Origin of the sequence: Nocardia anaemiae NBRC 100462, from assembly GCF_001612725.1 — a bacterium.
In the GTDB taxonomy this organism is placed as follows: Bacteria; Actinomycetota; Actinomycetes; order Mycobacteriales; family Mycobacteriaceae; genus Nocardia; species Nocardia anaemiae.
Map to the genome: position 1 here is coordinate 67078 of NZ_BDAZ01000001.1, position 12763 is coordinate 79840.

The 12763-nt window shown below is 60.4% G+C and carries 12 protein-coding genes; 2 read left to right on the top strand and 10 right to left on the bottom strand.

Annotation, left to right across the window (positions count from 1 at the left end; genetic code table 11):
- Positions 1-43: 43 nt before the first annotated feature.
- Positions 44-481, top strand: coding sequence for an endonuclease NucS domain-containing protein (locus NA5_RS38955; RefSeq protein WP_084483769.1), 438 nt, complete (start codon positions 44-46; stop codon positions 479-481).
- Positions 482-1101: 620 nt separating this feature from the next.
- Here the strand turns inward: NA5_RS38955 and NA5_RS00315 are convergent.
- The 3 genes from NA5_RS00315 to NA5_RS00325 all read right to left on the bottom strand — a co-directional run bounded on the left by NA5_RS00315 (position 1102) and on the right by NA5_RS00325 (position 3114).
- Positions 1102-1281 (bottom strand): hypothetical protein, encoded by a 180-nt coding sequence (locus tag NA5_RS00315; RefSeq protein WP_157110157.1) that lies wholly within the window; start codon positions 1279-1281, stop codon positions 1102-1104.
- 190 nt (positions 1282-1471) lie between these two features.
- A complete protein-coding gene (locus NA5_RS00320) occupies positions 1472-1978 on the bottom strand; it encodes a hypothetical protein (protein ID WP_062980603.1) in 507 nt (168 codons plus the stop codon).
- Between the two features lie 230 nt (positions 1979-2208).
- Entirely contained in the window at positions 2209-3114 is a 906-nt protein-coding gene (locus NA5_RS00325; protein ID WP_157110158.1) for a hypothetical protein, read from the bottom strand.
- A 266-nt stretch (positions 3115-3380) separates the two neighbouring features.
- Here NA5_RS00325 and NA5_RS00330 point away from each other — a divergent pair, with 266 nt between their 5' ends.
- A complete protein-coding gene (locus NA5_RS00330; protein WP_307188856.1) occupies positions 3381-3608 on the top strand; it encodes a helix-turn-helix domain-containing protein in 228 nt (75 codons plus the stop codon).
- Between the two features lie 331 nt (positions 3609-3939).
- Here NA5_RS00330 and NA5_RS00335 read toward each other — a convergent pair whose 3' ends face one another.
- From NA5_RS00335 to NA5_RS00365, 7 genes are all read right to left on the bottom strand, one after another.
- Positions 3940-4866 carry a hypothetical protein gene (locus NA5_RS00335; protein WP_062980608.1) on the bottom strand — a complete coding sequence of 309 codons (927 nt, stop codon included), beginning with the start codon at positions 4864-4866 and terminating at the stop codon, positions 3940-3942.
- A complete protein-coding gene (locus NA5_RS00340) occupies positions 4863-5726 on the bottom strand; it encodes a DNA-processing protein DprA (RefSeq protein ID WP_063813128.1) in 864 nt (287 codons plus the stop codon). The genes NA5_RS00335 and NA5_RS00340 overlap by 4 nt, the downstream gene beginning before the upstream one ends.
- A 246-nt stretch (positions 5727-5972) precedes the next feature.
- Positions 5973-6395 carry a hypothetical protein gene (locus NA5_RS40045; protein ID WP_157110159.1) on the bottom strand — a complete coding sequence of 141 codons (423 nt, stop codon included), beginning with the start codon at positions 6393-6395 and terminating at the stop codon, positions 5973-5975.
- A 34-nt stretch (positions 6396-6429) separates the two neighbouring features.
- The gene (locus NA5_RS00345; RefSeq protein ID WP_218020024.1) at positions 6430-7707 is read right to left on the bottom strand and encodes a hypothetical protein; all 1278 of its coding nucleotides are present in this window, start codon (positions 7705-7707) and stop codon (positions 6430-6432) included.
- Positions 7708-7768: 61 nt separating this feature from the next.
- On the bottom strand, positions 7769-9808 hold the full coding sequence (locus tag NA5_RS00350) for a helicase HerA domain-containing protein (RefSeq protein WP_062980613.1): 2040 nt from the start codon (positions 9806-9808) through the stop codon (positions 7769-7771).
- A 20-nt stretch (positions 9809-9828) separates the two neighbouring features.
- Positions 9829-10752, bottom strand: coding sequence for a DNA adenine methylase (locus NA5_RS38960; RefSeq protein WP_218020025.1), 924 nt, complete (start codon positions 10750-10752; stop codon positions 9829-9831).
- Between the two features lie 322 nt (positions 10753-11074).
- A complete protein-coding gene (locus NA5_RS00365; protein WP_062980620.1) occupies positions 11075-12421 on the bottom strand; it encodes a hypothetical protein in 1347 nt (448 codons plus the stop codon).
- Positions 12422-12763: the final 342 nt, after the last annotated feature.

Below are 12763 nucleotides of genomic sequence, written 5' to 3' on the forward strand. Positions count from 1 at the left end.
TCGATGCGAACTGTGAGCCACGAATCGACAAGCAGGAGATCCGATGCCAGCAGATCCTCATGAATCGCACATCCGGGAGTTCCTCGCGCACCGACTCGATATCCTGGAACCTGGCCTGCGCCTTGTCGATCAGGAGTACCGACTGCCGAACTCCAACGGGACTGGCGGCAGGATCGATATCCTTGCCCGCGACCAGCACCAGATGTGGGTAGTAATCGAGCTGAAACGGGCGAACAGGTCAGCCCGAGAGACGGCCCAAGAGCTGACGAAGTATGCCGAACTGCTGCGTCGCGAAAAAGGGCTACCGCAGCATCGGATTCGAACGATGGCCGTCGCGCTCGAGCCGCAATGGCGGGAACTTCTGGCTCCCCTGAGCAACCTTGCTCGTAAGTGGGACCACGATCGAACTCGTGTGCACGTAACGACTGCGATCAAGGTAATACGCGATGTATGGTGGGCGCGCGTTATTCAAGATGAATAACGTCGTCGAATAAATCCCCTGAGATGGTTGTTGACCGCAACCCTGATGCGACCAGCCGCGAGGTACATCCGATTACCTAGCCCGTCTGCAGATCGATCCCCCTCGCGGCTGGTTGAGGGTCGGCGGCGAACACCCCTGTATGGCCTAGCCAGTCGCCGATACCTGAATCTCGTACCTGCAACGAATAGAACGAGGTGTCAATGACAGCAGGTGGTCCCCCGGGCACGGACGACGGCTCACAACAGGCGATCCCTGATCCCGTGACACCAGCCATGACTGTGTCGGTAGCTGAAGGCGCCGAGCGCCTTGGGCAATCAACCCGCTGGTACATGCAGCAGCTGCGGGCACTCAAGCTGCCAGGCCACAAGATCGGACGATCATGGCGGTTGACCGAGGAAGACATCCGAGAAGCATTGCGGCTCACCGCCAGACCTGCATTCGCTCCGCCGCCGGACCTAGCTGGATTGACGCCAACCAGCCGCAGACGACCGAATCGCAGAAGGCGAACCACTTAGTACCGCCGATCACTATGCGCACCGCGGAGGGATCTATCGCCGTGACAACGCCGTAATTGGACGAATACGATCATTGCCTGGCACCGCCAATGAATCCTCGCCGTTCTAGTCCCGATTACGTCGCCATTCCTCCGCTTCACGCAGCAGCCGCGCGGCGTTCTCCTCCGTCATCGGCGGCGGTATGTCCTCGGGCGCAAGCGGCTCGTCGACGAAGACCAAACCATCCAGGAACCCCTGCGGGTCCCTGGAGAGCTCATCGAGCGCCCGTTCCCACGGATCGTTCATGATCACGATTGTCCCATGACGATCCGCGCAGGTGAATGCCGCAACGGCTGAAGCAGGGTAGGACTCAGTGGGCTGGAGTTCGTCACATGGGACCCGGCGGAGGTAGGTCCGGTGTTCCGAGGTCTGGTGTTGCGGAATCGGTCAGAGGGCCAGCGGGTTTCGATCGTGCTTGGATAGGGTCTCGACTGGCTCAGCACGGAGGCGGATCGGACAATGATGGACCGGACGCTGTGCCGGCGAGGCGGAGTTCGTCAGCCTCATCATCGTCGCAATAGCGCAGCTTCCCGTCTTCATCCAGGTAGGCATCGACTGGTGGCTCGTCGACCTCGTATCCAAACGATTCGGTGCAGCCATCACAGAACTCAAGCATCGAGGTGACCGGTCCCGAACATTGGATACACGTGAAGAACTGGCACTTCTGGCAGATCATGGACGCGCTGCCGTCGGAGGTGTGATCGGGTTTGCAACTGCCGGTGCAGCGCACGCGGAAGTGGGTGATGCCCGCACAGGTGCGGCAGATGTCAATGCCGAGGGTCTTGACGTAGGGGTCGTCGTAGTCGACTGCGACTGCGCGGCTATCGCAGTGGCAGGTGTTGCGCTCGACAATCTCGAGGAATACGGCTTCATAGATCGGCGCGTGCGATGCCTTCCATGCATCGCGGGCGCGTTTCCAACCGTTGGGGTAGTGCTGAGACATCGCTGCTCCTCCGCGTGGCTGATGTCGGCGCCAAGTATGACGATGCGATGCTCGACGACCGCAAGTGCGAATGCGGTCAGTGTGGCAGGCGGGTACGACACGTTTGCCGAATGTCAGTGTCGTTTGTCCTGAGCCTTAGTGGATCTCGTCTAATACCGAGTGCTGGCGGCCACCTGACTAGAGGTGGCCGCCAGCAACGCGACGGTGTGACGGTCGGCAGCACTCGGGTTTCAGGCCGCTTGCATTGAGGCGGAAGCCTTTCGCAGGGCCGTGCGGCGGTAGGTTTCGGCCTTGGCGCGATCGCCGCGCCGGAGTTGGTCGTCCTGGATCCGGATCCACCCCTGGGTCATCAACCATCGTTGCTGCGCCCGGCCGTCGGTGGCATTGAAGAACAACGGAATACCCTTCGGATCGGCGGTTGACGTAGCGATCTCGTCCCAGGTCGGGCTTCGATCCTCGTGTAGCCGTCGATAGATCCCGATGTACCGGGCGACCAGGTAGCCGACGGTTGCCGCGGAGGCGGGTGAAACGTGATCGCCATGGAAGCGGTTGTAAAACCGTCGGCCAGTGCACAGCGAGCGAGGCCTTCGATTCGACGCGATCCATCCGGCGCGGTCCAGGATTGTGAATGTCGGTTTCCTGGCCAGCCGATACTCAGGCAACTCCCCGAGTGTCGCGATCCACCAGTCCACGACGGGGTCGGATTGCCATGCTTCCTGCCAGGTTGGGCCGATGCCGTGATTGGCCCAGTGCAGCGCGACGGCCGACGACAACGCCTCACCGATTGAGTCGACATCGGCGCGAATCATCGCCTCGAACTGTTTGGTCTCCGCACGCACCTCGTCGCTATCCGCGGCGGTTTTCATGCCTGGTGGGTTGGTCATCGCGGTGCTCAGCGCACCAGGTGTCGGTACCTGCCCGGCCTTCAGCAACGCGATGATCATTGCGGCGGCCTCCCCGGTGTACTCTGCCAGGTCCAGTGGCGCACGCTTGGCGAAGCCGTAGCGGACCGGGTCGACCGCTCGCGACAACCGTGCCGCGGCATTGGTATCGCCGGCCAACTCAGTGCCAGCCAGCCACAATTGGGCCGCGTGGTCGACGCCCTCATGGCGCCCTTTCAAGATCACTGTGGACAACGCTCTAGCTCCGATCTCGTGTGATGTGGTCATTCACTCGAAGCGAGTCGATCCACGACGGACGCTCGCCGAGTTCGGATTGCGCGGACTGCTCGGATTAGCCCGGTCGTGAGGGTCGCACGTGGCGATCAGGTCGAGCATAGTACGACATTTACGCATGGGATGGAAGAGCATAGGACGTTTACGCTCTGGATCATTATGCGCTGGACGTATGTGGTTGGTTCTGTATGTCCAGCCCAGGCAAGCCGCCGCGCAATCCGACCGCTATGGCGTTCGGAGCGCGGGTGCGTGCCCGGCGAACCGAACTCGGATGGAGCCAGGAAGTCGCTGCTCACGAATGCGGCGTGCACTGGACCTATCTGGGCCAGGTCGAACGTGGTCGGCGCAGCCCACGGGTGGAAAACATCATCAGGTTCGCGACAGGGCTACAGACGACGCCGGGCCAACTGATGGATGGCCTGCCCGTGCCGCCGCCAGTCGGCGATCCGAGTTGAGCAGAACCTGTCATCACGTTGCGCATCAGTCTGGGGCCGGCACTACCGTTTTCCTGGCTGCATTCTGGCGCGGCCGCCACTCGACAGCCGCTGGCTGCTGCATCGGCGGGAAGCAAGTGCTAGCTACCGTGCCGCCGTCGCTACCCTGCGTCGTGACTATCGCGGCGGCAAACGTCGCGATAGCGGCGCACAGAGGTGCGGTGCATCGCATGCATCAGCGAGCACGGCCCCGGGCTCCGGTATCTCAGTTGGCCGCGCAACTGGTGCCGTGGTCGGGGGCACTGATGGTTGGCGGCACGTGCAGGCAGCTGACGCACGGCGCACCGTGTAACTAGCGGTTGGCGCGAGAGACGGTGAATTGGGCTGACGTGCGACATGGGTGCCCGGTGACGGGGCATCGCAGTACGTCGAATCCGTCGTGGAGGGTGCTGATCAGCTTTTTGTGGTCGCCCCAGTCCCAGCGCAGCCATCGGGCGACACACAGGAGGGTGACCGTGGCCGCCCCTGCGCGTTTGGCAGCGACCGCAGCTCCTTGGGCACTGGCCCCGGTTGTCCATGTGTCATCGACAATCAGCACGTTCCGACCTTCGACGCGCTTACGCCAGCGTTGGTCGATCTCGTACCGGTCGCTGGTCATCTCATGCTTGCTGTCACTGCCGCGACCGGGGGTCAGCAGGAATTTCTGCAGCTTAGGTGCCGGCGCGAAAGTCGGTAGTGCGGCGTTGGCCAGTGCTGCGACCGGGTGGGTTCCGTTGGGTCGTTCCTTGGACGGAACGAAGGTCAGTGAGTCCCATTGTGTGCCGAGCCAACTCTGCAGGCACGAACGATGCATGTCCATCATCACCGAGATCATCAGCTGCAGGTCTTCGGCGCACCGCGGGACTGGCGGTGTTCCGCGGTATCCCTTGTAGGTCAGCATGTGGTGCGCGGACTGGTGGCGTGCGCCTTCCCGGTTGCCGAGTGCGTACGTGAGCAGGATCGTCCGGTCCGCCAGCAGGTCGCCGTGGGCCTCCTGTGCGGCTTGGCACCGTCCGCATAGGTCCTGGTCGGCGGGCCCGCGGCACACACTGCAAATGTCGGGGGTGCCCGGTGCGTAGGCGTTTCCGAAGAACCCGCCGACTCGGTCGCGCACCAGTCCTCGAAACAGCAGGGCGTGGTGTGTCGCGTCGTGAACACCTTCCGCGCTTGCGCGGTGGGTCTCTCGTCTGAGAATGTCGGCGAGCTGGCCGATCAACAGATCAGGTGCAGAGTCGGTCACCGAATGCCCAGCAGCTTGGTCAGCGTCGTACGCTCGTCATTGAGGCGCACTGCGTGCTCGACGGCCTCATTCGCGGACTCGGCGACGTAGACGCCGGGCTGGTCCTGCAGTGCACGCCCCCAAGTGGTTGCTTGCACGACACGGGCGTTCAGGATGACGGGGCGGCCGTGTGCGACGGCTTCTCTGGCTTGAATTCTGGTGCCGCTTTTCTCGCCCGCTTCCACGACTACCGTGGCGATCCCGTAGGCACTCATCGTGACGTTGCGGGCGGGGAAAGACCACCGTGAGGGTCCATATTCGGGTAGGAAGTGGGTCAGCAGCATGCCGTGCTCAGCGATCTCGGCCTGTAGTCCACGATTCTCGCGGGGATAGATGTGGTCGAGACCGTTACCCAGGACGGCGACGGTTCTCCCGCCTGCGTCCAACGTGGCCTGATGGGCTGCTGTGTCGATTCCTCGCGCCAGACCGGCGATCACACTTACGTTGTGTGCTACCAGTGCTCGCGCCACGGTGCGAGCGAATTGCAATGCGTCGTCGGAGGCATCGCGAGACCCGACAACGCACACACCGGCGTCGTCGTCGACGAGCTGGCCGTGGGTGAACACCGCGGGGGGCATTTGCCGCACCGAGCGCAGCTGGGCTGGGTAGGTGTCATCCATGAACGTGTGAAGCCGAAATGGTGCGTGTTTCCAGGCGGCAACATCTTTGGCTGCCTGATCGAGCACCATGGATTCGTCGCTTGTACCGAACAGGTCGCTGGGGTGTTGGTCATCCCAGAGTCGCCGGGCGCTGCCGCAGTGATTGCTGATCTGCTCGGTCAACTTTGACCACTCGGTGAGCTTGGGTGTCAGCCGCATCATCGCCACCAGCGCGGCACGATCACGATCATCCCAGTTCAACCTGGGATCTTCTGAGGTATCCCCCCAGCTTGGGTGAGTGTGTGTGTGTGTCACCTGCCCTCCTAAGCATATGGGCATTCGAACATTTATTCGAATCCTTGCACAGGGTACCGACAGGTTTTCTGTATTCCTGTAGGTGCGGATTCCTGTAATCCTGTAACCCGCCGGTTGACGCTAGCGTAGCCCTGTCATTGCGGGGGTGTGCGGTCATCGCGACAGTGGTGACAGCGTGTCTTGGCCTGTCGGCTCGCTCGGCGTGAAGCGACTCGCACATAGTCCGCCACCCTTGCCGCTGCATGATTGTCGATGGCGGGAGAAGTGTTGGCGCGCATGACTATTGGAATGCAGTGCGGCTGTCGCGATGGCTGCCGGCTCGGAAGATCCGGCCAGGCCGATCGCCCTCAAGCCGGTTGCCGTGAACACCACGGCAGCAGCCTGGGCCGCACGTGGCAGCGCCATCGCCGATATGTCATTCGCGATGCGCAGGTTCCGAACGCGTGCGTAGTGCGGATCGGGTCGTAGGTGGGTGAGTTCGGCTCCCGCGGCGGTCACGGCTCTGTCCTGCGTTGCGTTGTCGTTGTGAATAGTGATCGCTTGCGTGGTGCTGTCATCGAAGATCAAGCTCTCCAAGAAAGTGGGGAACCTCATCCCCGCATCCGCAAACCTACAGGCCGGCAAATAGTTTCAGCACAGCGGCAGACGGGTATGACGACAGCGATGCGACACCGTGAGCCAACGAAATCGGCACTAATGCCCCCTCATGCTGGTAGCTGATGATCCTGGGCAGCGTCGCCAAGATTCGGTCGAGTCCGATCATGTCATCCTTACCTGAAGGAAAATCCGGATTCGGACTGTAGGCACCAGTCGGCACTGAGAGCACCATCGACGTGTGTGGATCCAGTTTGACCAGTACCTTCTCGCCGTAGTTGGTCTTGAGCCCGTAAGGATTGACGCGGTCGGCGGCGTGGTCCACTTCTTCGCGGACATATCGGTGAGACAAGACGGCATATCGGGCTAGGTCGCCGCGAGTTTTCGGTTTGGTGAACCGCTCAATTTCTCTGAGGTGATCGACGAAGCGACCGCCTTTTTCCTGTCCCATGAGATGGATTGGCCATCCGTGGGCTTTGGCGTAGGCAAGTAGGTCGCGGATGTTGTCGACCAGCTTCGAGTACTGGCCGCGTAGCGACAACGGCCCGTCTTTGATCAGCAGTACGTTGCTCAGTGACGACTGGTCGCCGCGGTCCCAGAAGTGCCGGATCACCGAGAACAGCAGCAGCGTTTCATGCATCAGCATGTACGCCGAGGCCACACTGTCAGGCGCCTGGTCTTCGCCCATTTCGAGGTGGAAGCCGATCATGTCCGACAGGTACACATCGCCGCCGCAGTGATCGCAGGTGCCAGTGTCCGCGTCGTAGGGGAGGCCGCTGACGTCGCTCGGGCAGTGTGGGCAGCGGAACTCGGGTGATGCCGATCGCTCGCCGGGCCGCCATTTGCGATACGCAAGCCATTTCAGCGTCTCGTGGACCAGACCGTCGGACTCGATCTGGAAGGAATCTCGGACGATAGTGCGAACGAGATGGTAGTTAGTGGTGCCGGGAACGCGGATGTTGCGCAGGGGCAGCACCGTCGATGATTGCAGTGCCGACTCGGACATCAGCGCCTTCATCAACACCGGGTGCGGCAGCTCCTTGTCGATCCGGTCGAGCCGCCGCCTATCGATTCGCACCAGCGCAGTCTTGATGAAGGCGACCGACCGAGGGGGGTAGTCGTCGGAGGTGACGGGTTGGAAAGAGCCATCGACGGCGAGCACCAGACTTAGCGGTTCGACGCCTTCCGGATCGAATTCAGTCCACAGGTCCTTGCCGGGCTCTGTATCGGTGGGTTCTGGCCGTTCGAACTGGTCTACCAATTGCTTGACGAACGGACTCTTCACCACCTCCAAGTGTCCGAGCTTGCTGGCCCGCTCGGTCGACGTGAGGCGTTCTCCACCCTGATATGGCATATCAGCGCCCACTTCCGGCTTCGAACAGCTTCGCCTGGACAGGGACAACGAACCGGTGTGATTGAGTGAGCATGCGCATGAAACCTGGTGTGCGCGAGCGCATGATCTCTTCTTCGACGCCAACGAAAGCCCGCTGCAACCGGCCCAGTGCCCGCGTCTCGTCGGAGGAGGACAAGTGGCCAACGAAGAAGTTCTCGGTCTGGCTGAGCAGCTCTCCATAGATCGTCGACGGTGACTGCGTAGAGTAAGTCATGCCGATGTGGAACTTTGCGCCCTCCTTGGCAAATCGGGCGTATACGCCTTTGAGGTCGGCCTTGGCGGGGAAGAGGTTATGGGCTTCCTCAAAGTAGAGTTGTACGTAATGTTGGCCGAGTGCCGCAGAAGTAAATTTACTTTCTTGGTGGCGAAATATCGCACGGGACAAACTATCTGCGAAGAACTCACGGATCTCGTCGGTTGCGTTACCTAAATCAAGAATGACCGTCTTTCCGGTATCGAGTGATTCCAGAATCTCACGTTCGAAATCGGATGCGTGTGGGTGGTGATATTTCCGGTAACGGTTCAGAAGAGTGGCGCCGGTACTGGAAGATCGCCGCGGCACTAGAAAATCGAAAAGAGCTCTATCGTCAGCACTGAACTTCCGAGACAGTTCGTCATGAACCTTCTTACGCTTGTCGTCATCCTTTAGTTCGAGGCGATAAAACTCGATAATAGTGCGGAACTCGTCAACGAGTTCGTCGAGAGTTTGCGGCTTTTTTGGTGGCTCGCTGCTCCCATAAGCTGCAGCTCGGGCATCCTGACTGAATGACGGGTCCAGAACGCCAGCCGAGGATCTAATTGTGAACCATTTTCCGTCCTCGGACTTACGCAGCTTCGCCAGACGGCCCTCGTCAGCTCGGTATCCGGCAACATGAAGGATGGCCCAGAACGCTTGGATGCGGCGCATACCTCTGGTATGACTGCTTGGGTCGCTGTCATTCTGCACCTCCTCGATCGACGGCAGGTCGACGCTCGCGAAACCCTCAATATAGTCAGACTTCTTGTTATCCTGTGACAACAGCGATCCAAGGATATTAATTGCTGACGCTGGCTGTTCATAGAAATTCAAGCGCAATGGCTTCGAAGGTGTACTCTCGCGCTGTGTTAGCGCGTAGACTTCAGATACATGCTCGTTGGCACTCCGAATGGACTTCGAGTTCTCCCATTCATTGTCGTTGGCGTACTCCCCGTTGATATCAAAGATCAGCTGGCCGACAGATCGATCGATCGCAGTGGCGTCGATGATTGCCTGAACCAGGAGCTTGACGACGTTCGACTTCCCGAGCCGCGTCTTGCCAAACATGGCCGTGCGAGCGCCCTTGAAGTCCTGCACCGACACCTTCACCGTGGTGGACACCGATTGTCCCGCGTCATTGTTGAGGATCGCGGCCAGCTCGTTCTCGGTGGGGCGCAGTTCCCCAATCGCGAGTGGCTTGCCAGCTCGCCGTTGAACCAGTCCGTTGACGATGAGATCCAGCAGCGCCTCGTTCGGTGCGTAGACGCGGTATCGATGCGCACTCACGACCGTGTTCACGTCCCCGGAGAAGGCAACCTTGGTCCGATCGCCCCTGTCTGGATAGAACATCCCGAGCACCGCGCATCTCAGAGCCCCCCATTGCAACTCACTCTGAGTCCACACATCCAGTTCAGGCATGGACTTCTTGTGAAGCTCGAAATACGTTTGCTGCACCTGCATCGACAAGGGTGTCGGCGCGGTCTCGCTGACCCGCAGAAGGGTGAAGTGCGGCGGCAGCCCCTTGAGATCGTTGGGCGCTAGAATGAGAAAAGAACCTCTCGGAATACCGCCCACCGCAACCTTATATGGGTCGGAGGTGATGATGGTCGCCGTGTCGTACCCAAGTTCGAGCACGTAACCGACAAACCGCATCTTATCGACCTGTTGAGCGTGTTCGAAGCGCCCCTCAGCATCCAGGAAGTCGGTCAAGGCGGCGAGCGGCGTCTCCTGATAGTCAAGGCGTGCAAAGAAGTCATCTGACTGCACGGCCTCCCCCTTTCGATCTGCTATTGTGGTTTGCTGATGATGATCAATTCTTCAAAATGCTTACGGCTATCACTCGACGCAGAGATCGAAGAGAATCGGCTCACGCGCCTGGCCCTGAAATAGCTGGTTGGGTAGAGCTTTCGAACCGTATGATGGTTCGCGTTGGTCACAATGACATAGGCACCGCGTTCCGCAGCTCGCGTCGCAGCCTTCGCCAATCGCTCTTGATCGTCCCATGAGAAAAGCTGTTCGTTATATTTGATAAAACCGTTTGTGTTGTGCCGAACGGTATATGGTGGATCCAGGAAGACCAGATCGCCTTGTTGCGCATCATCTACGAGCGGCTCGAAGTCACCGTGCCAAAGCTCTGCACCTGCCAGCAGTTTGGATACTCCAGCAAAATTATCGGAGTCTCGCACCACCCGGCTTCTCGTTCCGATCGGGACATTGAACTCGCCGCGCTGGTTGACGCGGTATATTCCGTTGAAGCAAGTCCTGTTTAGATATATAGTCCGCGCTGCACGTGCGGCCAGTGAGCGGGGGACCCGCTGTCGCACCTCGTAATAATACTCCTTATTGTGAGAACTGTGATGTTTTTCCAGCAGCATCTGAATGGCATGCGGATCCTTTTGGATCCCGCGATAAACCGTAATCAAATCCTCATTGAGATCACCCAGAACAGCGCGTTCTGGCTTTATATGAAAATACACCGATCCTGCCCCCAGGAAGGGTTCGATGTACCGGTCGAACCGGCGACTGCGGAAAAGGTGTGAATGCATCTCGACAAACCAGCGCTTACCGCCAGGCCACTTCAGGAAGGGACCGACCTCTGATTGGCCGTCATCGACCTTGTCTATCCGATTCCCCGCACCGGACGAGGGTAATGAGCGTGGCGGCACCAGAACAGGGTATCCCATTGGCGCGGAACATTTCTCGAAGCTCATGCGCGTCCGATAGATTACGCAACGAGCTCTCGCCGCCCAGGAGGTGCTCGCCTGTGCCCGCTATGTCGCGCCCGAGTCGTGCAACGTGAAGCGCTCACCGCAAAAGCGCGGATCACTCTCTGCCCCTTCGTGGAGCATGGTCCGAGAGCGCTATGGCCTAGTCGACTCTGCACGGCTTATCGTCCGCCGCCGCCGAGGCAACACATACCGAGCGGTCTAATATTGTTGAGTGCCAAAGTTTCTGATCGGCGATGCAACTGTGCAGGGAGTGATGAAGTCTGTCGCACGAGCGCTCGATGCCGATCAAGTTCGCAGGGCCTTACTACCAGAGTGGTCCGTTCGGGCCATGCGGGCTCCAGCCTTGAAGGAAGGGTTTGAGGTCCTCTGGCTTCGGCTCTGACACGTTGGGTGCGATACGTGACAGTTGCAGGACCGGGTCCAGCGCGTCGAGACTATGTTCAGCGTCGTCGAGGTGTCGCAGGATGGCGTCGCGGTCGTCTCCGCTGTACCGTTCAGCAGCGTCCCTTGCCGCGGCAAGGAAGCGCCGGTGCTGGTTGACGGCCTGCCATTCGCGTGAGCAGTCTTTGAAGTGCTCCCACCGAGCGTGCTCGAAGTACTTCCCTTTCGCGACCGCCATCGCCGCTTCCCAGCGGCTTCGGCGTTCGATCTCCTCATGCTCACGTTTCTGCTCCTGCCAGTCGGCGCGAAGCTTATGGATCTCGAAGGCACGGAATACCTCGGGGAGCTTGTCCTCCACCGTGACGGTCTTCGCGTCACGATAGTGGTCCCCGTTGTAGCTACTCCCTCGCCCTTGAACTACGAGCTCGAGCTTTCCTGTGCCGATGAACTCCCAACCGCGGTGTCTAATCCACGCAGGCATCCTCTTGCGTTCCCGCCACTGCCTTGGATCTACTTTCGGTGCGCCTGGGGTGGCGATCTCCTTGATCTGGAGCCCGTAGACCCCAGCCGGTGTCCGTAGTGCCAGGTGACATCTGTTCAGGGAACGGGCTTCGTATGCGTCCGTGTCCTTCGCGGCAGCGGTGGGCGTTGCGGTGTCGATGCCGCGGGCGGTGGCCTCGGTAGCGATTGCCTGCAGTATCCGCGCAGCGCGCGCAACGTGGTCGCTGCTGACAAAGTGCCAGTCCTTGTCCGCCACATATGCTTTCACTGCCGGGTGGTACTTCGTGATGCGCTCGGGAACGGGGACGGGACGCGCGTCGACCAGATCGTCGAAGTGTTCGGTGAAGACGATGGCTTTCGGGCCGGAACCCCATTTCCCGGTCGAGATCATGTCCAGCTTCTTGCCTCTGGGTCGGGCCGGGGACTTCAAGCTCATAGCGACGAGCCGTCCATAGGATTCCTCGATCGCGCGATCCTGCTCCAGAACGAGACGTCCGCCCGCCTCCTGAACCTGAACGATCAGTCTGTCCGCGTCCGCCTCATCGGGCATTACCTTCGCCGGTGCCTCATGCCACTTCCGGCCGACGTCAGTGATCGCCGCTGCCCAGGTGCGCCCTTTCCCGCTGATGGTGATGAGGCCACGTCGTTCCAAGGCGCGCGCGATTGCCCGGTGTTCGTATCCGGTGAAGACGCCCTCGGGACACCCATTGAGGATCCATTCGAGGACGTCGACCTGCTTCTGGTTCAACTGTGCGGGGTTCTTACCCATCTGCTCATCATGTACAACACTGGACTTCCCAGCTGACACTTCCGGACAACGCGCTACCGGCCATGCGGTCTTCCGGGGGATCGGGGTCTGCGCCCATGCCGGTAGGAGGCGCACCCGCGCCGGCGGAGACGAGTGTCATGCATGCGCACCGCACCCACAGCGCCCGGTTCGGACGCTGCGTCGTCGGCTGGTTCTGTCTGGCGGTCGCCATCAGCAATCGCTACCTGTTGCAGTACTGCGGGTACCGACGGGCCCGATCCGAATCTTCGGACCCTCCACTACCAGCGGGTTCGGGATCTGGATCGTTAGCCTCGGCCGGTCATTCAGATTTGCGGCTGATGC